Here is a 21,121-nt window from a genome sequence, read left to right on the forward strand (position 1 = left end):
GCCCTGGATCAAGTGATAAAAAACGCCCCGGTTTCCGGGGCGTTTTTTGGCGGGTCAAACATTGAACAGGATTTGCATACGTTGATCCTTCATATTGACGTCAACGTAGTAGACGTCCAAGGCGCCACTGACATGGTTGGTTTGCTGGTTATGGATAAACTCAATCGTGCCGCGCGAGGCTGTATAAGCGGGAGGTGGCGCGTCATTGAGCTCCATATAAATAATTGAAAAACGCTCGTCGGGTTCGTCGGGCTTGAGGGTGTACCGGCCGGAGGGCAATGTCGCCGGATCCGCCAGATATTGGAAAACAACGATTCGCCGGCGGTTGCCAATGCCTAAATCCCGCTGAGTGGCCTCAACCCACCAATAATCGGATTTGAGTTCATGTTTGGGGAAATCGTCCTTGAAAGCCTGAGTCGCGATCGTTCCCTGAAAGTAAACTTGGTTAGTGGACCGGCTGTTTTCACTTACCGCAGATGCAGTTGCAGTACTCATGGTTATAGTCTCCCGCTCTCGTCAATAAATGTCCTGTGAAGGCATCATTGCCCACTTGGGACAAGCCTGTTAAATGCGACGGTTTACGTTTGCTTCCTTTGCACGCGCTTTCATTCCATTGCCTTTAATGAAATATTGTCGACGATCAGAAAAGTAATGCCCTGTATTTGCAGCGTGATGTCATGAATGCCAGCGGGGACGGTGAATAAGTAGGTGTATGAATCCCAGCCTCCCTCTCCGCGTAACTCGAACTCAGGTACGTGATCGGGGGTTATATGAAACATTACAACCCCATGGCCGCCGGTTGGTGTTTGTGCATCGATAGAGAAGACCAGCGCCTGCTCGGGAACGACCCTGATGTCCTGCTCGATATAAGCGCCCAGATTCAACTGACACCGTTGATCGTGGAAGGTCGCGGAATTGGGTGGCGGTGACGAAGTCCATTCATCGCCGTTGCGTGAGAAGTCCCCGTTACCGATCAACTCAATCGGTATGATCGTCCCTTCTTCCTCCACTAGCCTGACGTTATCGAACCAGACGTCCCCCGACGTTCCTGTCAATTGCACGGTTGCGCTGACAGTGCCTGTGGGAGGCGTGAACGTTAATGACTGACGCAACCAGCCTTGGTTGCCGGACATCGATATCGATTCATTGACCCCCGAAGGCTGAAAAACCACCGTTATCGAGCCGGTACCTCTGTAAGTAATCAGCGTAAACAGGCTGAGGGTATAGACCGTTGCCTCAACCACAGGTACCGTTTGCTCAGCCATTCCTTGAGTTCTGACGATGCAACTGTGCTGGGAAAAATCAACCCTGCCGGGAAGTGTCGCGGTGGCTGTCCAATGGGTTCCATGGTCGATAAAGTTTCCATTCAGGATCAGATTCTTATTTAACGGAACAAGTGGTGACATGGCGTGCTCCCGCAGGCTTTGATACCCGTCATGGCCCGTGCTTTTTGACAAGTGGCTTTATTCAGCGCCATTAACGCCTTGCCCACAACTGTCAGAATTCACAGGTTTGCTCGCCATTCGTCGCCTTTTCTATGCTCCCGCTAAAACGCTCAGCCAGGCGGAGCCGAACAACAGCAACGCCATACCTTGGTTAAAACGCTGCATGGCCTTGGTCGAGCGAAACACCCGGCTCGACCCCACCCCCAGCAACGCCCACGCCCCCAGGCACGGCAACGAAATCATAAAAAACGCCAACGACAGGTACAGCACATGGCTCTGGCGCGCCTCACCGTTGTCGGCAAACACACTGACCACCGCCAGCGCCATCATCCAGGTCTTGGGGTTGACCAATTGCAGGCTGGCGGCGCCGGCCAGGCCCAGGCGTTTTTGCGGGGTGTTCGGGTCGATGGCTTCGGCCGGCGCGCGGAAGATCTGCCATGCCAGATAGCTGAGCCAGGCCACGCCCACCCATTGCATCGCGGCCTGCACCCTGGGCAATTGCGCCAGCGACTGGCCCACGCCCGAGCCCACCAGCAACACAATTCCCGCAGCCCCCAGACAGGCACCCAATACGATAGGCAGTGCAGCCTTGAGCCCATAACGCGCGCTGTTGCTCAGCACCAGGATGTTGGTGGGGCCGGGGGTGATGGAGGCAACGAAGGCAAATAACAGGAAGGGCAGTAACGGGGAGGACATGCTGGGGACTCCAGTGAATCGTTCAGTGGCGTCCATCCTCACAAGCCTGTGCGTTACTGTCTGGAAGATTTGAGCAGCGCTTGCGGTACGCGGCCGGTGTCAAGCCGTAGGCGCGCACGAACCAGCGGCCCAGGTGACTTTGATCGGCAAAGCCCAGGGCAATCGCCATATCCGCCGGTTGCTCGCCCTTGGCCAACAAATGCCGGGCACGGGCCAAGCGCAGTTGTACGAGGTAGGCATGCGGCGGCAGGCCGAAGGCGCTCTTGAACGCGCGGGTCAGGCGGAAGCGGTCGACGCCACAGGCTACGGCCAGTTCGTCCATGCCGACGTCTTGATGCAAGTGGGCATGCAGGTATTCGCGGGCCTTATGGGCGACCAGTGGCAAGCGTGGATCGTCACGGTAGCGCGCGCGCCACGCCAGGTGACCGGTCAGGCGCTCCAGCAATTGGTCCATGACACGCTGGCGCACGATGCGCAATTCACCGCTGTGCAGCGTCTGGAACGCCTGGCTGGTGGCGATGGCCAGGCGTGGATCGCTGGTCAAGGTCGTGGCGAAACCCAGTTGGCTGTTGAGCGGCGCTTCTTCGAACACCGCACTCACTTCCCGCGCCAGCCACTGCGGGTCGAGGTACAGCATGTGGTAGGTAAAGCCGTCCGGCGTGGGCGCGTCACCGTCATGCAATTCACCGGGCTCCACCAGGAACACCTGGCCGGGCACGCTGTTGTGCCGGGTGCGGCGGCAGTTGAACTGCTGCACGCCTTGTTCGGTGACGCCGACCAGATAGCTGTCATGCCAGTGGGGGTCGTAGGCGTGGCCCTCGAAATGCGCGCGCAGGGTCTCGATGCCGGTGTCGGCGTCCTGGGACAGATCGATCCAATTATGCGCAGCCATGAAACACCGGGACGGAATGTGTAAGGGTATTAGCGCCCACCGACACCTGAGCGTCTAGAAGGTTTGTGCAGCCTAGCCGAACAGCCCGGCGGCGATGTTGATCGAGAACCCCAGGATCGCCGTATTGAACAAAAAGCCGATCAGCGACTGCCCCAGCACCACCTTGCGCATGCCGCGGGTGGCGACGCCGACGTCAGAGGTTTGCACCGCCACGCCGATGGTGAAGGAGAAATACAGGAAGTCCCAGTAGTTCGGCGTCAACAGCCCTTCGGCAAACCGCAACGCCGGCTCCTTGCCATTCCAGGTGTAATACAGGCGGGCGTAATGCACGCTGAAAATCACCCCGATCAACAGCCATGAACCGATCACCGTCAGCCCGGTAAACCCGTAGTGCAGCAGGCGCTCGGACGTGGCCAGGTCTTTGCTGCCCACCAGTTCGAAGGTGATGGTGGCCAGGCTCGCGATGGCGGCGATGCACACGGTGAACAGCACCAGCCCGGCGTTTTCGTCCTCGATTTCGGCGATACGCTTCACCTCGTCGGCCTTGGCACGGCTGGTCAGCCACAGCATCAGCACCAGGTAGGTCCAGACCCCGGCGTTCCAGCCGATGAGGATTTTGCTGGCGAGGGTGTCGGCCGGCGCCAGGATGCCGACGGCAAGGCCGAGCACAGCGGCGGCGGAGAGGCGAGGGTGGGTACGGGCTAGAAAGGGCATGGCAGCTCACAGATGGTTACCTGTGAGCACCTTAGCGCATTTTTGTTGTGGCAAGCGGGCTTGCCACCGTTACAGTGTCCCCCCCAAAAGCCTTAGCGCTTTTTGCGCACCAGCTTCATGACCACCACAAAGAACACCGGCACAAACACCACCGCCAGGGTCGCGGTGATCATCCCGCCGATGACCCCGGTACCAATCGCCTGCTGGCTCGCCGAACTGGCACCGGTGGCAATCGCCAAGGGCACCACGCCGAGGATAAACGCCAGCGAGGTCATGATGATCGGGCGCAACCGGAGTCGTGCGGCTTTCAGGGTGGCGTCGATCAGGTCTTCGCCCTGGTCATACAGGTCCTTGGCGAACTCGATGATCAGGATCGCGTTCTTCGCCGACAAGCCGATGATAGTGATCAGGCCGACCTTGAAAAACACATCGTTTGGCATGCCCCGCAAAGTCACCGCCAGCACTGCGCCGAGCACGCCCAGCGGCACCACCAGCAACACCGACGTCGGGATCGACCAGCTTTCATACAGCGCCGCCAGGCACAGGAACACGATCAGCAGCGACAGGCCCAACAGGATTGGGGCCTGGGAGCCGGACAAACGTTCCTGCAACGACAACCCGGTCCACTCCTGGCCCAGGCCTGCCGGCAATTGGCTGACCAGGCGCTGGATTTCCTCCATCGCCTCGCCGGTGCTGTGGCCGGGTGCGGCCTCGCCGGAAATGGCGATGGCAGGGTAGCCGTTATAGCGCGTCAGTTGCGCCGGGCCCTGGGTCCATTTGGCTTCGACAAACGCCGACAGCGGTACCATCTTTCCATCCTTGTTGCGCACGTGGATCTTCATCAAATCCGCCACCTGGCTGCGCTGGTCGCCTTCGGCCTGTACCACCACGCGCTGCATGCGGCCCTGGTTAGGGAAGTCGTTGACATAGGCTGAACCGATGGCCGAAGACAGCACATTGCCCACATCCGCAAACGAGACGCCCAGCGCGTTGGCCTGCTTGCGGTCGACTTCCAGCTGCACTTGCGGCGCCTCGGCCAGGGCGCTTTCGCGCACGTTGGCCAGGATCGGGCTTTTTCCGGCGGCGTCGAGCAATTCGGTACGCGCCGCCATCAAGGCTGCATGGCCTACACCGCCGCGGTCCTGCAAGCGGAACTCGAAACCGCTGGAGGTGCCCAGGCCGTCCACCGGGGGCGGCAGGATTGCATAGGCAATCGCGTCCTTGAGTTCGCTGAAGGCCATGTTGGCGCGGTCGGCAATCGAGGCGGCGGAGTCATCGCTGCCGCGTTCCGACCAGTCCTTGAGCGTAGTAAACGCCAGCGCGGCGTTTTGCCCGGAGCCGGAGAAGCTGAAGCCCATGATCATGGTGGTGTCACCCACCCCTGGCTCCCCGGCGTTATGCGCTTCGATCTGTTCGGCCACCTGCACCGTGCGGTTCTTGCTCGCGCCGGGCGGCAGCTGGATGTCGGTGATGGTGTAGCCCTGGTCTTCCACCGGCAGGAACGAGGAGGGCAGGCGGCTGAACATCAGCCCCAGGCCCACCAGCAGCACCAGGTAGATCAGCAGGTAACGGCCGCTGCGCTTGAGGGCATAGGCGACCCAGCCTTCGTAACGGTCGGTGAGTTGCTCGAAGCGCTTGTTGAACCAGCCGAAGAACCCGCCCTTGGCATGGTGCTCGCCCTTGGCAATCGGCTTGAGCAGCGTGGCGCACAGGGCTGGGGTCAAGGTCAGGGCGAGGAAGGCCGAGAACAGGATCGAGGTGGCCATCGACAGCGAGAACTGCTGGTAGATCACCCCCACCGAGCCGGCCATGAACGCCATCGGCAGGAACACCGCGACCAGCACCAGGGTAATGCCGACGATGGCGCCGGTGATCTGGCCCATGGCTTTTTTCGTCGCCTCCTTGGGCGACAGGCCCTCGGTGGCCATGATCCGCTCGACGTTCTCCACCACCACGATGGCGTCATCCACCAGGATGCCGATGGCCAGCACCATGCCGAACATGGTCAGCACGTTGATCGAGAAGCCCAGCAACAGCATGGTGGCGAAGGTGCCCATCAGCGCGATCGGCACCACCAGCGTCGGGATCAGGGTGTAGCGCACGTTCTGCAGGAACAGGAACATCACCGCGAACACCAGGGCCATGGCTTCGAGCAGGGTGTAGACCACCTTGGTGATCGAGACCTTGACGAACGGCGAGGTGTCGTACGGGATCTTGTACTCCACATTGGCCGGGAAATAGCGCGACAGCTCGTCCATCTTCGCCCGCACCAGGGTCGCGGTGTTCAGCGCATTGGCCCCGGGCGCCAGTTGCACGCTGACGGCGGTGGACGGCTTGCCGTTCAGGCGCGTGGAAAACTGGTATTCCTGACTGCCCACTTCTACCCGCGCCACATCGCCGATGCGCACGGTGGAGCCGTCCGGGTTGGCCTTGAGCACGATATCGGCGAATTCCGCCGGCGTGGACAGCTGGCCCTTGACCAGGATCGCGGCGGTGATTTCCTGGGTCCTGGTACCCGGCAAGTCACCGATGCTGCCGGCCGAGACCTGGGCGTTCTGTGCGCTGATCGCGGCATTCACGTCGGCCGGCGTGAGGTTGAAGCCGATCAGTTTCTGCGGGTCGATCCAGATGCGCATGGCGCGTTCGGCACCGTACAGCTGGGCCTTGCCGACCCCGTCCAGGCGCTTGAGCTCGTTCATCACGTTGCGCGCCAGGTAATCGCTGAGCGCCACATCGTCGAGCTTGCCGTCGTTGGAGGTGAGGGTCACCAGCAGCAGGAAACCGGCGGAGACTTTCTCCACCTGCAAACCCTGCTGGGTCACGGCCTGGGGCAGGCGCGGCTCCACCGCCTTGAGGCGGTTTTGCACATCGACCTGGGCCATTTCCGGGTTGGTGCCGGGCTGGAACGTGGCAGTAATCGTTGCCGAGCCGAGGCTGCTCTGGGATTCGAAATACAGCAGGTGATCGGCGCCGTTGAGCTCCTGCTCGATCAGGCTGACCACGCTTTCATCCAGGGTCTGGGCCGAGGCGCCCGGGTACACCGCGTAGATTTCCACCTTCGGCGGCGCGACGTTGGGGTACTGGGCCACCGGCAACTGCGGGATGGCCAGCAAGCCGGCCAGCAGGATAAACAGGGCGACCACCCAGGCGAAGATCGGGCGGTCAATAAAGAACTGCGGCATTGTCAAAGATCCTTATTGGCCGGAAGCCTGGGCAACGGGTGTGGGGCTGTCATCGACCTCGACTTTTTCACCGGGGCGCGCGTGCTGCAGGCCTTCGACGACGATACGGTCGCCGGGCTTGAGGCCATGGCTGACCACCCAGCGGTCAGCGATCACCGCACCCAGTTCCACCGGCTGCTGGCTGACGGTCTGCTCGGCGTCGAGCAGCAGCACCATGGGGATGCCGGCGCTGTCGCGGGTGATGGCGCGTTGCGGCACGCTGATGCCCTGTTTGTCGACGGCCTGCTCCAGGCGGACCCGTACGAAGCTGCCGGGCAACAGGTCGAGGTCCGGGTTGGGGAACTCGCTGCGCAGGATGATCTGCCCGGTGCCCGGGTCGACGCTGATCTCGGCGAACAGCAACTTGCCCGGCAGCGGGTAGAGGCTGCCATCGTCCTGGATCAACGTGGCCTTGGCCTGGTCCTGGCCTACCTGCTTCAAGCTGCCGGCGCGGAAGGCGCGGCGCAGGTCGTTGAGCTCGCGGGTGGACTGGGTGAGGTCGGCGTGGATCGGGTCCAGTTGCTGGATGATCGCCAGGGGCGTGGCTTCGTTCTGGCCCACCAGTGCCCCTTCGGTCACCAGGGCGCGGCCGATGCGCCCGGAAATCGGCGCGGTCACGGTGGCGTAGCCCAGGTTCAACCTGGCGCGCTCGACGGCGGCCTTGTTGGCGGCGACTTCGGCGTTGGTCTGGCGCAGGTTGGCGCGGGCGTTGTCGTAGTCCTGGCCGCTGATGGCATTGCCTTCCACCAGTTGGCTGTAGCGCTGCTCCTGCAGGCGCGCCTGGAACGCATTGGCCTCGGCCTTGCTCAGGTTGGCCTGGGCGCTGTCCAGGTCAGCCTTGAACGGTGCCGGATCGATGCGAAACAACACGTCGCCCTGTTTGACGTCATGGCCTTCCTTGAACACCCGTTGCATCACCACCCCGGCCACCCGTGCGCGCACTTCGGCGATGCGTGGCGCGGCGATGCGTCCGCTCAATTCGCTGGTGATGGAGAGGGGCTTGGCCTCAAGGGTTTCGATGCGCACTTTGGCCAGGGGCATTGGCGGCGCTTCGTCGGCCGATTGGTCACAGGCACTCAGGGCCAGCGTCAGGGCCAACAGGCAGAATGGCGCAAACAGATTCTTCGACATGCTCTTATCCCAATATTGACTGGCGCATCCTAAGGGCACCTGCGCCGTGGTGCTGTGAAGCTGTGTAGGTCGTCTGTGAAGAAATGTAAGGTGCGGCGCGCGGGGCGCCGAGGGCGTATATCCTTGCACAATCCTGCAACACACCAACAAACCGCATTATTTGGAAACACCATGCCCAACATCCTCCTGGTGGAAGACGACGCCGCACTCTCCGAGCTGATTGCCAGCTACCTGGAACGCAATGGCTACCACGTCAGTGTGCTCAGCCGTGGCGACCACGTCCGCGAGCGCGCGCGCCTCGACCCGCCGGACCTGGTGATCCTCGACCTGATGCTGCCCGGCCTCGACGGCCTGCAAGTGTGCCGCCTGCTGCGCGCCGACTCGGCGGGCCTGCCGATCCTGATGCTCACCGCCCGCGACGACAGCCACGACCAGGTGCTGGGCCTGGAAATGGGCGCCGACGACTACGTGACCAAACCCTGCGAGCCGCGTGTGCTGCTGGCGCGGGTGCGCACCTTGCTGCGGCGCAGCAGCCTGTCCGAGCCCCAGGTGGCCAACGACCAGATCCTGATGGGCAACCTGTGCATCGACCTGTCGGAGCGCACCGTGACCTGGCGCGAGCAGGCGGTGGAGTTGTCCAGCGGCGAATACAACCTGCTGGTGGTACTGGCCCGGCACGCGGGCGAGGTGCTCAGCCGCGACCAGATCCTGCAACGCCTGCGCGGTATCGAGTTCAACGGCACCGACCGTTCGGTGGACGTGGCCATTTCCAAGCTGCGCCGCAAGTTCGACGACCACGCCGGTGAAGCGCGCAAGATCAAGACCGTATGGGGCAAAGGCTACCTGTTCAGCCGTTCCGAGTGGGAATGCTGACCGATGTTTCGTGTACTGCTACGCCTTTACCTGATCACCATCATTACCTACAGCGCGGCGATCTTCCTGATTCCCAAGCTGGTGATCCAACTGTTCGAGCACCGTTACCTGGACTACAACGTCGAGCAGTCCCGAGGCATGCAGAAGCTGATCGTCAAGCAGTACCTGCGCGCGCCGGTGGAGCGCTGGTCCCAGGTGACCGAGCAACTGGGACGTGACTTCGCCCCCCTCAAAGTGCAATTGCTGTTGCGCCAGGACGCCAGCTACACCACGCAGGAAGCCAAACTGCTGGAGCAGGGCAACCCCGTGATTCACCTGGGGGAGTTCGGCTGGATGGAGGACATCAGCTCGCCGCTCAACGAGCAGTTCGTGGTCAAGCTGACCATTCCGCCAGACCCGCTGGACATGAACCTGTTGTACTGGTCGATGAACGTGCTGATCGGTGCGGCGTTGCTGGCCTGCCTGCTGTTCTGGCTGCGTCCGCACTGGCGCGATCTCGAACGCCTGAAAAGCACCGCCACGCAACTGGGCAAAGGCAACCTGGCCGAGCGCACACACATCCCGGCCAGCTCCAATATCGGCAGCCTGGCAGCGGTGTTCGATACCATGGCCGACGACATCGAACACCTGCTCAACCAACAGCGCGACCTGCTCAACGCGGTCTCCCACGAACTGCGCACGCCCCTTACGCGCCTGGATTTCGGCCTGGCCCTGGCGCTGTCGGAAGACTTGCCGGAGGCCAGTCGCCAGCGCTTGCATGGCCTGGTTGCGCATATTCGCGAGCTGGATGAATTGGTGCTGGAGTTGTTGTCCTACAGCCGCCTGCAAAACCCGGCGCAATTGCCCGAGCGTGTGGAGGTGGTGCTCGATGAGTTTATCGACAGCGTGCTCGGCAGTGTCGATGACGAACTGGAAAATCCCGAGATCGTCATCGATGTAGCACTCGACTGCGCTGTGGAACGCTTCAGCCTCGACCCGCGCCTCACCGCCCGTGCCCTGCAGAACCTGCTGCGCAATGCCACGCGTTACTGCGACAAGCGCATTCAGGTGGGCGTCAAGGTCTGCGCCAAAGGCTGTGAAATCTGGGTGGATGACGATGGCATCGGCATTCCGCTGGACCAGCGCGAGCGTATCTTCGAGCCTTTTTACCGTCTCGACCGCAGCCGCGACCGCGCCACCGGTGGCTTTGGCCTGGGCCTGGCCATCAGCCGGCGAGCCCTCGAGGCCCAAGGCGGCACCCTGACCGCACTGGCCTCGCCGTTGGGCGGCGCACGGTTCCGGGTGTGGTTGCCCACGGCTGCCGATTAGAAAATCTCCCGGGGAAGGCGCACACTGTGCCCCCGCTTTACCCGAGGAGAGATTGGCAATGACTGGTGTCCACACGTCTGCTCAACGAGGTTTCTCTACCCAGGCCGCCACCTACGCCCAGGGCCGGCCGAATTATCCCAGGCAACTCACGGGCTGGCTCACGGATGTACTCGGCGTCGATGGGCACTCACGGGTGATCGACCTGGGCGCCGGCACCGGCAAGTTCACGCGCCTGCTCAGCACCCTGGCACCGACGTTGATCGCCGTCGAACCGGTGCAGGCCATGGGTGCGCAGTTGACCCGGCTGTTGCCGGACGTGCGCCTGGTCAACGGCACCGCCGAAGCCATCCCCCTGGAAACCGCCAGCGCCGACGCGGTGGTCTGCGCGCAAGCCTTTCACTGGTTCTCCACCCAGGCCGCGCTGGCGGAAATCCACCGCGTGCTCAAGCCCGAAGGGCGCCTCGGGCTGGTGTGGAATGTGCGCGATGAGTCGGTGGACTGGGTAGCGGCGATCACTGCGATCATTACGCCCTACGAGGGTGACACCCCGCGTTTTCACTCCGGACGCTGGCGCGAAGCCTTCGACGGCAAGTACTTTTCCGACCCCGAAATGACCTGTTTCCCCTATAGCCACGTCGGCAGCCCCCAGGAAGTGATCATGGATCGCTTCCTCTCCGTGAGCTTTATTGCTGCGTTGCCCGAGGCTGAAAAAGCCCTTGTGAGCGAGCAGTTGCGTGGCTTGATCGCCAGCCATCCGGCCCTGAAGGACCGCGACACGGTGGCGTTTCCTTATCAGACCCAGGCGTATGTCTGTCGTCGACTGCCATAAAAGGCATAAAGTCAGATCATATTGATATAAGTCGTTATAAGAAAAATCGCTATCCTGCGGCCAGAAATTTATAAGGCCGCGGGTAGCGTTGATGGAAGTGGGTAACTTTGGTTTTGTAATTGCGGGCCTGATCGTTGGTTTTATCGTCGGCATGACCGGTGTCGGCGGGGGCTCCTTGATGACCCCGATCCTGTTGTGGTTCGGCATCAACCCGGCCACGGCCGTGGGCACTGACCTGCTGTACGCGGCCATCACCAAATCCGGTGGCGTGCTGGTCCACAGCAAGAACAAGAACATCGACTGGACCATCACCGGCTGGCTGACCCTGGGCAGCGTGCCTGCGGTGTTGCTGACCCTGTGGTTCCTCGCCAGCCTGCACACCGACCCCAGCGCCATGAACGCGGTGATCAAGCAGGCCCTCGGCGTGGTGCTGCTGCTGACCGCCCTGGCGATCCTGTTCAAGCAACGCCTGCTGGCATTCGCCCAGCGCCACGCCGGCGATCACTACCATATGAACCCGCGCAACCTGAATGCCCTGACCGTGGTGACCGGTGCGGTGCTGGGGACCATGGTTGCGCTCACCTCCATCGGCGCCGGCGCCCTCGGCACCGTCGCGCTGTTTATCCTCTATCCGTTCCTGGCCACGCGCCGCCTGGTCGGCACCGAGATCGCCCACGCCGTGCCCCTGACCCTGGTGGCGGGCCTGGGCCATGCCGGCATGGGCAATATGGACTGGCACCTGCTGGGCTTTCTGCTGATGGGGTCGCTGCCGGGCATTTACTTCGGCAGCCACATGACCGGCAAGGTCCCGGACGGCGTATTGCGCCCGTGCCTGGCGATCATGTTGATGACCATCGGCTACAAATTGGCCTTTTGAGGCGTACACAGGATTCAAATACACAGGGGCCAAATGTGGGAGCGGGCAAGCCCTAATGCCAGTCAGTTAAGGAGGAACACTGTAACTGTGGTGAGCGGGCTTGCCCCGCGTTGGGCTGCGTAGCAGCCCCAAAACACAGCCCCGGACCTGCCTGGCACACTGCAGCGCTCTTATTGGGGCTGCTGCGCAGCCCAACGCGGGGCAAGCCCGCTCACCACAGGTTACTGTTTGCCCGTTCTATCTCTTAACTGATCGGCATAGCCCCCTCCCACAGTTTTGACCCCGCTCAGCCTCAGGCTTTCGCCGGGCCATTGCCGATCTGCCACACAAACGGCGGCTCGGTGCCATTGATCACCCAGTCCCCCACGATCCGCGCCTTGTAGATCACCGGGTTGTGCGACGACACGGTCCGCGCATTGCGCCAATGGCGGTCGAGGGACTTGCCCTGGCGCACATCCGACGCCCCCAGTGCGTTGAACAACTCACTGGTGGCGCGCTGGATCAGCTCCGACACCACCACTTGCGCGGTGGCTGACTCGATTTCGGCCGCGACGTTGGCTTCGCGCTCGGCGACTTCATCCCCACCGAACCGCGCCAGGTACGCCCGCTGCGCCGGCACGGCGGCTTTCAGCGCGCTGGCTTCGGCGGCGTAGACCAGGGCGGCGACTTCGCCCACCACCTGCTGGATCTGGGCATCCTGGCTGACGTGCTGGGCATTGCCGTGGCTGTAGATGCGCTTGCGGCTGCGCACCTGGTGGGCCACATCGCGCAACGCGGCACGGCCGATACCGGCGAGGCTGGCCAGCAGGACAAGTTGGTAGAACGCGGTCTGGTATTTGAAGCGGGTCGCGAAGTCTATGACGTTTTCCGCCTCCACCACCGCATCGGTAAAGCGCGAGGTGCCGCTGCCGGTGGTGCGCTGGCCAAAGCCGTCCCAGTCATCGCTGTGTTCCACGCCGGGCTGGCGCGCGCGGGTGGCGGCGATCACATCGCCGCCGGTGTCGCTGCGCTGGGCGTACACGTCGATCCAGTCGGAGAAAATACTGCCGGTGCTGTAGAACTTTTCACCGTTGAGTTTCCACCGATCGCCGTCCGGGCTGACCTTGGTGACAACCTCGCCGATGGCCACGGTGCCGATTTCGGTCCAGGCGCAGCCGACGATGTCGCCGTCGACAAAGCGCTTGAACCACAGGTCGCGGCCGGCACTGGGCGGCGCATTCAGGCGGTCTTCGGCAAAGGCGAAATGCCCGCGCAGGGCCTGGGGCACATTGGAGTCGGCCTCGGCCAGTTCGATCAGCAGTTCGAACAGTTGCGGCAGCGAAGCACCGCCACCGCCATATTCCACCGGCACCCGCACCGCGCCGAAGCCGGCTTCCTTGAGCCACTGGATCGGTTCATGGGGCAGGGCGCGGGTTTGTTCGCGCTCCACCGCGCCAGCGGCGATGCGCTGGAAAATCGGACGAAAGCGCGCCGCCAGCGTGGGGTAGTCGACGCCGACAGACAACGGGTTGATAACGTGGTGTTCGGTCATGAGCAAGGCTCCGGGGCAGTGATCGGTGCCGGGAGTGATTGCACACTCCGTGCCGGGTGCCAGGCCCAATGTTTACGGGGGGATGCACGCTGTTTACTGTTGCTCCAGCAACAGCAAACCGACAAAGCGCTGCAATCCCTGACATTGGCATTCCAAGCTTCCCAGCCCCGAATTCGTGTCGCAACCCTTGTGGCGCGGGCGTTTGCCCGCGTCTGGCACGCTTGCTGCTCAACCCCTCAGTACATTCCTTAGTGCGAGGTACCGTTCGATGAGTCAGCAAGCCGTGAAATTTGCCTATTGGGTGCCCAACGTCAGCGGTGGGCTGGTGGTCAGCAAGATCGAACAACGTACCCACTGGGGCATCGACTACAACCGCAAACTGGCGCAATTGGCCGAGGAAGCCGGCTTCGAATACGGCCTGACCCAGATCCGCTTCACCGCCGGCTACGGCGCCGAGAACCAGCATGAGTCCGTGGCGTTCAGCCATGCCTTGCTGGCCGCTACCACCAGGCTCAAGGTTATCGCCGCGATCCTGCCCGGCCCATGGCAACCGGCGCTGGCGGCCAAGCAACTGGCGACCATCGACCAGCTCACCAATGGCCGCATTGCGGTGAACATCGTCAGTGGCTGGTTCAAGGGCGAGTTCCAGGCCATCGGCGAACACTGGCTGGAGCACGACGAGCGCTATCGCCGTTCCGAAGAATTCATCCGCGCCCTCAAAGGCATCTGGACCCAGGACGACTTTACCTTCAAGGGCGACTTCTACCGTTTCAACAACTACACCCTCAAGCCCAAGCCCCTGGGCCAGCCGGAAGTGTTCCAGGGCGGCAGCTCGCGGGCCGCACGAGACATGGCGGCGCGCGTGTCGGACTGGTACTTCACCAACGGCAACACCCCGGAAGGCATCAAGGCCCAGGTCGATGACATTCGCGCCAAGGCCGCTGCCAACAACCATTCGGTCAAGGTCGGCGTGAATGCGTTCATCATCGCCCGCGACACCGAGGAAGAAGCCCGCGCCGTGCTCGCAGAGATCATCGACAAGGCCGACCCGGAAGCCGTGAACGCCTTTGGCGACGCGGCCAGGCAGGCCGGCAAGGCATCACCCGAAGGCGAGGGCAACTGGGCCAAGTCGAGCTTTGAAGACCTGGTGCAGTACAACGATGGCTTCAAGACCAACCTGATCGGCACCCCGCAGCAGATTGCCGAGCGCATCGTCGCACTCAAGGCAGTGGGCGTGGACCTGGTGCTGGCGGGCTTCCTGCACTTCCAGGAAGAAGTGGAGTACTTCGGCAAACGTGTATTGCCGCTGGTGCGCGAGCTGGAAGCCAAGGCCGGGATCAAGCAGGTGGCCTGACCAGGGTTTTCTCCAGGCGCAGGGCCGGGGTGTGGTCTGCGTAGTAGTCGTTGACCTGGGCGAAACGCCGGTAGCCGTTGCGTTCATACAGCGCCAGGGCGCCGCGGTTGTCGGTGCGCACCTCCAGGCGCAGGTGGGCGCACCCGTGCGTCACCCCGCAGGCCTCGACATGGCTGAGCAACTGCTTGCCCAGCCCGAGGCCGCGTGCGTGCTCGGCAATGGCGATGGAATACAGGCGCGCGAACACGCTGCCACGACGAAACAGCACCAGCGCATAACCGAGCAACTGCCCGTCCTGTTCCGCCACCAGCAACTGGCCGTGGGCGCGGCTGATCATCCAGTGAAAACTGCGCGATGAGAGCCGGTCGGTGGTGAAACACTGGTGCTCCAATGCCACTAATGCCGGTATATCACCGGGTAATGCAATGCGAGAGAAAAGAGCCATATAACCGCCGTAAAAGTTGCGTAACGAAACGGGACTTCCCTAAAAGATCGTGCTTAATAGAAAAGGTCGAGTTCTCTAAAGCGGATCAAATATTATGTCGGCGGTACAAGGTCATTGGCGTGAAGTATCCGAGCAAATCGTCGCGGCGACAATAACATCGAAGGGCTTTTTTTCGGCGCCGCCTCGAAGTAACAGTCAAGTGGTGATCATTGTTGAGCGCAAGGAAGATTGGGCCTCCTACTTTCCCAGCGAAGACATCGTCACCGCCCAGGAGTACCTGGAACAAACCCGGCAGAACGAGTCAGGCAAGCGGGTGCAGGTGATCAACCTGTGCCGCAGCTACAAGTACCTGGGGCACGGCTACTACTGCTCGTTGCTGGCCGAAGCGCGCGGACACAAGGTGATTCCTTCGGTGCGCACCATCAGTGAGCTGACCAGGAAGTCGCTGTACGGCCTGGCGCTGGACGACTTGGATAAAACCCTTGATAAAGCCTTGAGTCATCACCTCTACAGTAATACCGAAGGGTTTACCCTGACACTTTACTTCGGCAGGACCACTATAGAGCCGTTGCAGGAATTGGCCCGCCAGTTGTTTGAAACATTCCCATGTCCGATCTTGTTAGTTGAGTTCAGAAAACATAACGGTTGGCATATCGTAGGGGTCAAGTCCGGCGTATTGCACAAGTTACGCGACGACCAGGAAGATCAATTCGCCCACGCCCTCGATAACTTCAGCCGCAGGATCTGGCGCCAGCCCCGTTCACGGCGCCTGGCCCGTTATGACCTGGCGATCCTCCATGATCCCCAGGAGCAATTGCCGCCGTCCAACGCCCGTGCCTTGGAGAATTTCATCCGCGTGGGCAAGGGCCTGGGCATTGATGTGGAGCTGATCGAGCGCAAGGACTACGCGCGCCTGGCCGAATACGACGCCTTGCTGATCCGCGAGACCACCAGTGTCGACAACCATACCTACCGCTTTGCCAAAAAAGCCGAAAGTGAAGGCCTGGTGGTGATGGACGACCCGGCGTCGATCCTGCGTTGTACCAACAAGGTCTACCTTACCGACCTGCTCAACAGCCATCAGTTGGGTATGCCTGCCACCGAGATTCTCTACAAGGAACGACCGCAGGACTTCGAACGGGTCGGCGAGCGCCTCGGGTTTCCGCTGGTGTTGAAGATTCCCGACGGGTGTTTCTCCCGTGGCGTGATCAAGGTCGAAAGCCAGGCAGCCTTGCTCAAGGCCACCGCCGAGTTGTTCGAGCATTCGGTGCTGCTGCTGGCCCAGGAATTCTTCTACACCGAGTATGACTGGCGCATCGGCGTACTCAACCGCAAGCCGATCTTTGCCTGCCAGTACTTCATGTCCAAGGGCCATTGGCAGATCTATAACCACAAGGCCATCGGCCAGGCCATCAACGGCGAATGCCGCACCCTGGCTGTCCATGAAGCGCCCCGGGCGGTGGTGGAACTGGCGGTGAAGACCGCCAACCTGATCGGCGACGGCCTCTATGGTGTGGACCTCAAGCAGTCCGGCGACAAGGTGGTGGTGATCGAGGTCAACGACAACCCCAACCTGGATGCCGGCATCGAAGACGCCTACCTGCAGGACGACCTGTACAGCCTGGTGCTGGAAGAGTTCGTGCGGCGCCTGGAGTTGAAACGCCAGGGCCAGGTCTGGTGAGGTTCAAGGCGGTATCTACGGCGGTGGGTGAATCAAGGGCGGGTTTGCAAGGTCAGCACTTCAAAGCCATCCGCCGTCACCGCCACCGTATGCTCCCACTGCGCCGACAGGCTGTTGTCCTTGGTCACCACCGTCCAGCCGTCTTTCAGGCTGCGCACCTTGGCGCCGCCCTGGTTGAGCATCGGTTCGATGGTGAACACCATGCCTTCACGCAGTTCCAGCCCGGTGCCAGGGCGGCCGAAGTGCAGGACCTGCGGTTCTTCATGCATCTGCTTGCCGATGCCGTGGCCGCAGTATTCACGCACCACGCTGTAGCCATTGGCCTGTGCATGGCTCTGGATCGCATGGCCGATATCACCCAGGCGCGCGCCGGGCTTGACCTGGCGGATCCCGGCCCACATCGCCTCGAAAGTCATGTCCACCAGGCGCCGCGCCTTGGGCGCGACGGTGCCGATCATGTACATCTTGCTGGAATCGGCGATAAAGCCGCCTTTTTCCAGGGTGATGTCGATGTTGACGATGTCGCCGTCCTTGAGGATTTCCTTGGCGCTGGGCATGCCATGGCACACCACCTCGTTGATCGAGGTGTTGATGGAGAAGGGGTAGTCGTATTGCCCGAGGCTGGCGGGGCGGGCTTTCAATTCGTTGCGGATAAAGGCTTCGACGGCGCTGTCCAGTTCCAGGGTGGAACGGCCGGCGGCGACAAAACCGTCGAGCATGTCGAACACTTGGGCCAGCAGGCGTCCGGACTCGCGCATCACAGCCAGTTGGGCGGCGGTCTTGATCATCAGCTGCGCCCCCGGATCAGGTCGGGCTTGTCCAGCAACAGTTTGTTGATCAGCTCGTGGTAGGGCAGGCTGGGATTGAGTTCGGCGAGCAGGCCGACCTTGATCCAGAACTCGGCCTGGGCGTTGATGGAGCGGTCCATGGCCGCACTGGCCAGCCGGAGTTGTTCGTGCAGTTGGTCGCTGATCTTGACGATGCCCATGAGGTTCACTGTAGTGGTTGGATATACGAATCGTATATGTTTCATATGTCGTCAGTAAACATGATGTTGACTTGATCCGGATGGCCGGTTAATTTCCAGGCATGACCTATCCAGCCTTCCGCAGCCAGCCAAGCATTATTACCGCCATTCCTCATTTGGCGGGATAGCACACGGCTGCACCCCAACCCGCCTTAGAGGCGGGTTTTGTTTGTTCCGTCTCCAGGGCCTTTAAAAACCAGGAGACACCCATGAGCACGTGCCCCGCACCGCCTACCGCTGATACGGCATTGCTTGAACACTATGTGAAAAAGATCCTCGCCGCGCCGGTCTATGACCTCGCGGTGCGTACGCCCCTGCAAGCCGCGCCGGCACTCTCGGCAATGCTCGGCAACCAGGTGCTGCTCAAGCGCGAAGACCTGCAACCGACCTTTTCCTTCAAGATTCGCGGCGCCTACAACAAGCTGGTGCAGCTTACCGGCGCGCAGAAAGCGCGCGGTGTGGTGACGGCGTCGGCGGGTAACCATGCGCAAGGCGTGGCACTGGCGGCGAAGACGCTGGGGCTCCAGGCGCGGATCGTGATGCCGTGCAGCACGCCGGAATTGAAGGTGCTGGGCGTGCGCTCCCGGGGCGCCGAAGCGGTGCTGCACGGCGAGAGCTTCCCGTTTGCCCTGGCCCATGCGCTGCAACTGGCCGAGATGTCCGGCTGCACCTTCGTTTCGCCCTTCGATGACCCGGAAGTGATCGCCGGCCAGGGCACGGTGGCCATGGAAATCCTGCGCCAGCAACAAGGCCCGTTGGACGCGATCTTCGTGCCCGTGGGCGGCGGCGGCCTGATAGCCGGCATTGCGGCCTACGTCAAATACCTGCGGCCCGAAGTGCGCATCATCGGGGTCGAGCCCGAAGGCTCCAGTTGCCTGCTCGCCGCACTGCAGGCCGGGGAACGGGTGGTGTTGCCAAGTGTCGACAGGTTCGCCGATGGCACCGCAGTCGCCCAGATCGGCGCCTATGGCTTTGAGATCTGCCGCGATTGGGTCGACGAAGTGATCACCGTCAGCAATGACGAACTGTGCAGCGCGATGAAGTTGATCTATGACGATACGCGTTCCATCACCGAACCTTCCGGTGCGCTGGCGGTGGCGGGGGTTCGCAAGTACGTGGCCAGTCGTGGGGTAAGTGGGCAGACCTTGGTCGCGGTTAATTCAGGTGCAAATATCAACTTTGATAGTTTGCGATATGTTGCTGAAAGAGTGGCGGCACAAGCTGCAGTTTAATTCGAAGCGTGGGGTTAAACGATTAATCGAAGCGGTTCGACGATGATTTAACTGAGGTGATCTAAGCTATATAAATTCCTACATTGCTTATGAAGAAAAGTTACAACAAAAACGGAATTTGCCGAGTAGGCTGGTAAAGGTAAGCGTCTTCCAGGGCTGGCGAGACGTGGCAGGCACGCGCCTGCAGACTTATAACAATCGATTGGCAAGTCTCAAAAAAGGAGAGGTTGGCCATGCTTTCGGAATTAGAACTTCGCAGCATTATTGAAGGAAGTTTCCTGCCTAAACGGTGCGAATGCACCAAAGCCGAAGATGCTTCGCTGACGATCAAGGTCTATGACGACCGCGACCGTGACCGGGTGGATTTGGAGGTCAAAGGTATCAATGCTGACAAACTCGACAGCAGTCGAGCTATTTGCAACCTCATTACCGGGTTGCGTGAAGACCTCAAGCACAGCCATGCACCTGTCCAGCAGCGGGCTGGAGGGCGCGGTTACTACTGATCGTTGGTCATGAACGGTGGGCCTGGTAAATGCCAGGCCCAATGCTGTGTATGTTTGCCCATCAATTCTGGAAATCGCAGGCTTCGGACATTTTCCAGTAGCTCACGTCTTCCACTTTGCCCGCCTTGTCCAGGAACTTGATATCCGCATCAATGACTTTGCAGTCGCCGGTTGGGGTTTCGTTCATGGCCAGGACCTTGGCAATGTTCATCGGCATGCCGTAATGATAAGGCACGGGTTTGACCGCCTGGGTTTGATCGTCAGCCTGGGCCAGGCCCGACACTGCCGCCAGCGCCAGGGCGCCGCCGAGCATTAAGGTGTGCAGTTTCATGGTGGTGCTCCGCAAGTGAGTGGAATTTCACTCTCGACTTGCGGGATTAACCATCGATTAATTTTGCCCTGGCTGACAAAACCTTCATCCAAGCTGCGGGCGATACGGCAAGTCCGGCCCGGTCTTGCCGCACGTCAGTGCCGCAGCGCGGATGGCGAAGCCGAGCATGGCGTCGATCTGCGCGCGGGTCAGTTGTTGCAGGCCTTGCACCGAGTCCAACTGGTGCTCGGTCAGCCAGGCAATCAACGCGGCCTGGAAGGTATCCCCGGCACCCACGGTATCCGCCATCACCACGCGCTGTGCCGGTTGCGACCAGGTGCCATGCTGACGGCTGAACACACTGGCGCCATCGCCGCCACGGGTGAGGAACACCAGCTGGCAACGGTGTTGCAGCCAGCCCTGCAGCACGCTTTCCGGCGACTGGCCGGGGTAGAGCAGGTGCAGGTCTTCGTCGCTGACCTTGATCAGGTCGGCATGCTTGGCCAACTCGGCGACGCGGTCGCGCCACAGTTGGATATCCGGCTGCGGATTAAGGCGCACGTTGGGGTCGAGGCTGATCAGGCGCTTGCCGCTTTCGCGCTTGACCAGGTTCAGCAGGGTGTCGCCGATCGGTTGCACCACCAGGGAGAACGAGCCGACATGCAGGCCGCGCACCTCATCGCCGAGGACCGGCAAATGCGCGACTTCCAGCAGTCGGTCGGCGCAGCCTTCACCCCGGAAGTTGTACTGCGGTGAACCGTCGGCGCCCACGGCGACCATCGACAAGGTGGTCGGCGCGGCAAACTCCACCAGGAACCGCTCGCTGACGCCTTCATCCCTGAGCACGTGCAACAGCCGGCGCCCGAGGAAGTCGTTGGACAGGCCGCCGAACAACCCGGCCTCGATGCCCAGGCGGCGCAAACCCACCGCGACGTTGAACGGTGAACCACCGGCAATCGCCTTGTAAGTGACCTTGGAGGCCTGCCCGCTGGCATCTTCCTCGCTGAAAAAATCAAACAGCGCTTCACCACACACCAGATACATAGTCGTTC

20 protein-coding genes and 1 pseudogene are annotated in these 21,121 nt (G+C 61.5%); 8 read left to right on the forward strand and 13 right to left on the reverse strand.

From position 1 onward, the window contains the following. Window positions 1-54: 54 nt before the first annotated feature. From BLQ09_RS16475 to BLQ09_RS16505, 7 genes are all read right to left on the reverse strand, one after another. A complete protein-coding gene (locus BLQ09_RS16475; RefSeq protein WP_027606426.1) occupies window positions 55-495 on the reverse strand; it encodes a hypothetical protein in 441 nt (146 codons plus the stop codon). A gap of 110 nt (window positions 496-605) precedes the next feature. Next, on the reverse strand, window positions 606-1,406 hold the full coding sequence (locus BLQ09_RS16480) for a hypothetical protein (protein WP_085205426.1): 801 nt from the start codon (window positions 1,404-1,406) through the stop codon (window positions 606-608). A 129-nt stretch (window positions 1,407-1,535) separates the two neighbouring features. Continuing rightward, window positions 1,536-2,141, reverse strand: coding sequence for a LysE family translocator (locus BLQ09_RS16485; RefSeq protein WP_027606424.1), 606 nt, complete (start codon window positions 2,139-2,141; stop codon window positions 1,536-1,538). 22 nt (window positions 2,142-2,163) lie between these two features. Next, complete coding sequence (locus tag BLQ09_RS16490; RefSeq protein ID WP_027606423.1) at window positions 2,164-3,033, reverse strand: AraC family transcriptional regulator; 870 nt, start codon at window positions 3,031-3,033, stop codon at window positions 2,164-2,166. Window positions 3,034-3,105: 72 nt separating this feature from the next. Continuing rightward, window positions 3,106-3,747, reverse strand: coding sequence for a DUF1345 domain-containing protein (locus BLQ09_RS16495; RefSeq protein ID WP_092357833.1), 642 nt, complete (start codon window positions 3,745-3,747; stop codon window positions 3,106-3,108). Window positions 3,748-3,839: 92 nt separating this feature from the next. After that, window positions 3,840-6,929, reverse strand: coding sequence for an efflux RND transporter permease subunit (locus BLQ09_RS16500; protein ID WP_027606421.1), 3,090 nt, complete (start codon window positions 6,927-6,929; stop codon window positions 3,840-3,842). 12 nt (window positions 6,930-6,941) lie between these two features. After that, window positions 6,942-8,099, reverse strand: a complete 1,158-nt coding sequence (locus BLQ09_RS16505) for an efflux RND transporter periplasmic adaptor subunit (RefSeq protein WP_027606420.1) — start codon at window positions 8,097-8,099, stop codon at window positions 6,942-6,944. A gap of 171 nt (window positions 8,100-8,270) precedes the next feature. On the opposite strand from BLQ09_RS16505, the gene BLQ09_RS16510 reads away from it, so the two are divergent. The 4 genes from BLQ09_RS16510 (at window position 8,271) to BLQ09_RS16525 (ending at window position 11,986) form a co-directional block, all read left to right on the forward strand. After that, window positions 8,271-8,972, forward strand: a complete 702-nt coding sequence (locus BLQ09_RS16510; protein ID WP_027606419.1) for a response regulator — start codon at window positions 8,271-8,273, stop codon at window positions 8,970-8,972. Window positions 8,973-8,975: 3 nt separating this feature from the next. Continuing rightward, entirely contained in the window at window positions 8,976-10,280 is a 1,305-nt protein-coding gene (locus BLQ09_RS16515) for an ATP-binding protein (RefSeq protein ID WP_027606418.1), read from the forward strand. Window positions 10,281-10,338: 58 nt separating this feature from the next. After that, entirely contained in the window at window positions 10,339-11,109 is a 771-nt protein-coding gene (locus tag BLQ09_RS16520; protein ID WP_027606417.1) for a class I SAM-dependent methyltransferase, read from the forward strand. A 91-nt stretch (window positions 11,110-11,200) separates the two neighbouring features. Next, window positions 11,201-11,986 (forward strand): sulfite exporter TauE/SafE family protein, encoded by a 786-nt coding sequence (locus tag BLQ09_RS16525; protein ID WP_027606416.1) that lies wholly within the window; start codon window positions 11,201-11,203, stop codon window positions 11,984-11,986. A gap of 292 nt (window positions 11,987-12,278) precedes the next feature. Here the strand turns inward: BLQ09_RS16525 and BLQ09_RS16530 are convergent, their stop codons facing one another. Continuing rightward, the gene (locus BLQ09_RS16530) at window positions 12,279-13,517 is read right to left on the reverse strand and encodes an acyl-CoA dehydrogenase family protein (protein ID WP_092357835.1); all 1,239 of its coding nucleotides are present in this window, start codon (window positions 13,515-13,517) and stop codon (window positions 12,279-12,281) included. A 268-nt stretch (window positions 13,518-13,785) separates the two neighbouring features. Here BLQ09_RS16530 and sfnG point away from each other — a divergent pair, with 268 nt between their 5' ends. Continuing rightward, window positions 13,786-14,871 carry a dimethylsulfone monooxygenase SfnG gene (sfnG, locus tag BLQ09_RS16535; protein WP_092357837.1) on the forward strand — a complete coding sequence of 362 codons (1,086 nt, stop codon included), beginning with the start codon at window positions 13,786-13,788 and terminating at the stop codon, window positions 14,869-14,871. On the opposite strand, the pseudogene BLQ09_RS16540 reads toward sfnG, so the two are convergent. After that, window positions 14,867-15,316, reverse strand: a pseudogene (locus BLQ09_RS16540) (GNAT family N-acetyltransferase); the annotation flags it as partial. The gene sfnG and the pseudogene BLQ09_RS16540 overlap by 5 nt on opposite strands. Window positions 15,317-15,410: 94 nt before the next feature. Here BLQ09_RS16540 and BLQ09_RS16545 point away from each other — a divergent pair. Beyond that, window positions 15,411-16,997, forward strand: coding sequence for a RimK family protein (locus tag BLQ09_RS16545; RefSeq protein ID WP_027606412.1), 1,587 nt, complete (start codon window positions 15,411-15,413; stop codon window positions 16,995-16,997). A 32-nt stretch (window positions 16,998-17,029) separates the two neighbouring features. Here BLQ09_RS16545 and map read toward each other — a convergent pair whose 3' ends face one another. Continuing rightward, window positions 17,030-17,785 carry a type I methionyl aminopeptidase gene (map, locus tag BLQ09_RS16550; protein WP_092357841.1) on the reverse strand — a complete coding sequence of 252 codons (756 nt, stop codon included), beginning with the start codon at window positions 17,783-17,785 and terminating at the stop codon, window positions 17,030-17,032. After that, entirely contained in the window at window positions 17,785-17,985 is a 201-nt protein-coding gene (locus BLQ09_RS16555; RefSeq protein WP_027606410.1) for a ParD-like family protein, read from the reverse strand. Before BLQ09_RS16555 ends, map begins: the two co-directional genes overlap by 1 nt. Window positions 17,986-18,233: 248 nt before the next feature. On the opposite strand from BLQ09_RS16555, the gene ilvA reads away from it, so the two are divergent. Together ilvA and BLQ09_RS16565 are read left to right on the forward strand one after the other, a co-directional pair. Next, window positions 18,234-19,256, forward strand: a complete 1,023-nt coding sequence (ilvA, locus tag BLQ09_RS16560) for a threonine ammonia-lyase, biosynthetic (RefSeq protein WP_081744442.1) — start codon at window positions 18,234-18,236, stop codon at window positions 19,254-19,256. 233 nt (window positions 19,257-19,489) lie between these two features. Beyond that, a complete protein-coding gene (locus BLQ09_RS16565) occupies window positions 19,490-19,759 on the forward strand; it encodes a DUF1652 domain-containing protein (protein WP_027606409.1) in 270 nt (89 codons plus the stop codon). 61 nt (window positions 19,760-19,820) lie between these two features. Here BLQ09_RS16565 and BLQ09_RS16570 read toward each other — a convergent pair whose 3' ends face one another. Together BLQ09_RS16570 and BLQ09_RS16575 are read right to left on the reverse strand one after the other, a co-directional pair. After that, window positions 19,821-20,090, reverse strand: a complete 270-nt coding sequence (locus tag BLQ09_RS16570; RefSeq protein ID WP_092357843.1) for a DUF2790 domain-containing protein — start codon at window positions 20,088-20,090, stop codon at window positions 19,821-19,823. Between the two features lie 84 nt (window positions 20,091-20,174). Next, a complete protein-coding gene (locus BLQ09_RS16575) occupies window positions 20,175-21,113 on the reverse strand; it encodes a carbohydrate kinase family protein (protein ID WP_092357845.1) in 939 nt (312 codons plus the stop codon). Window positions 21,114-21,121: the final 8 nt, after the last annotated feature.

The sequence above is a fragment of the Pseudomonas sp. NFACC25 genome (genome assembly GCF_900100935.1).
GTDB classification, from domain to species: domain Bacteria; phylum Pseudomonadota; class Gammaproteobacteria; order Pseudomonadales; family Pseudomonadaceae; genus Aquipseudomonas; species Aquipseudomonas marginalis.

Coding starts and splice junctions, on each gene's coding strand:
- BLQ09_RS16475 (WP_027606426.1), bottom strand. CDS start 495: ATGAGTACTGCAACTGCATCTGCGGTAAGTGAAAACAGCCGGTCCACT.
- BLQ09_RS16490 (WP_027606423.1), bottom strand. CDS start 3,033: ATGGCTGCGCATAATTGGATCGATCTGTCCCAGGACGCCGACACCGGC.
- ilvA (WP_081744442.1), top strand. CDS start 18,234: ATGAGCACGTGCCCCGCACCGCCTACCGCTGATACGGCATTGCTTGAA.
- BLQ09_RS16570 (WP_092357843.1), bottom strand. CDS start 20,090: ATGAAACTGCACACCTTAATGCTCGGCGGCGCCCTGGCGCTGGCGGCA.
- BLQ09_RS16495 (WP_092357833.1), bottom strand. CDS start 3,747: ATGCCCTTTCTAGCCCGTACCCACCCTCGCCTCTCCGCCGCCGCTGTG.
- BLQ09_RS16500 (WP_027606421.1), bottom strand. CDS start 6,929: ATGCCGCAGTTCTTTATTGACCGCCCGATCTTCGCCTGGGTGGTCGCC.
- BLQ09_RS16575 (WP_092357845.1), bottom strand. CDS start 21,113: ATGTATCTGGTGTGTGGTGAAGCGCTGTTTGATTTTTTCAGCGAGGAA.
- BLQ09_RS16505 (WP_027606420.1), bottom strand. CDS start 8,099: ATGTCGAAGAATCTGTTTGCGCCATTCTGCCTGTTGGCCCTGACGCTG.
- BLQ09_RS16555 (WP_027606410.1), bottom strand. CDS start 17,985: ATGGGCATCGTCAAGATCAGCGACCAACTGCACGAACAACTCCGGCTG.
- sfnG (WP_092357837.1), top strand. CDS start 13,786: ATGAGTCAGCAAGCCGTGAAATTTGCCTATTGGGTGCCCAACGTCAGC.
- BLQ09_RS16485 (WP_027606424.1), bottom strand. CDS start 2,141: ATGTCCTCCCCGTTACTGCCCTTCCTGTTATTTGCCTTCGTTGCCTCC.
- BLQ09_RS16510 (WP_027606419.1), top strand. CDS start 8,271: ATGCCCAACATCCTCCTGGTGGAAGACGACGCCGCACTCTCCGAGCTG.
- map (WP_092357841.1), bottom strand. CDS start 17,785: ATGATCAAGACCGCCGCCCAACTGGCTGTGATGCGCGAGTCCGGACGC.
- BLQ09_RS16530 (WP_092357835.1), bottom strand. CDS start 13,517: ATGACCGAACACCACGTTATCAACCCGTTGTCTGTCGGCGTCGACTAC.
- BLQ09_RS16525 (WP_027606416.1), top strand. CDS start 11,201: ATGGAAGTGGGTAACTTTGGTTTTGTAATTGCGGGCCTGATCGTTGGT.
- BLQ09_RS16565 (WP_027606409.1), top strand. CDS start 19,490: ATGCTTTCGGAATTAGAACTTCGCAGCATTATTGAAGGAAGTTTCCTG.
- BLQ09_RS16545 (WP_027606412.1), top strand. CDS start 15,411: ATGTCGGCGGTACAAGGTCATTGGCGTGAAGTATCCGAGCAAATCGTC.
- BLQ09_RS16515 (WP_027606418.1), top strand. CDS start 8,976: ATGTTTCGTGTACTGCTACGCCTTTACCTGATCACCATCATTACCTAC.
- BLQ09_RS16480 (WP_085205426.1), bottom strand. CDS start 1,406: ATGTCACCACTTGTTCCGTTAAATAAGAATCTGATCCTGAATGGAAAC.
- BLQ09_RS16520 (WP_027606417.1), top strand. CDS start 10,339: ATGACTGGTGTCCACACGTCTGCTCAACGAGGTTTCTCTACCCAGGCC.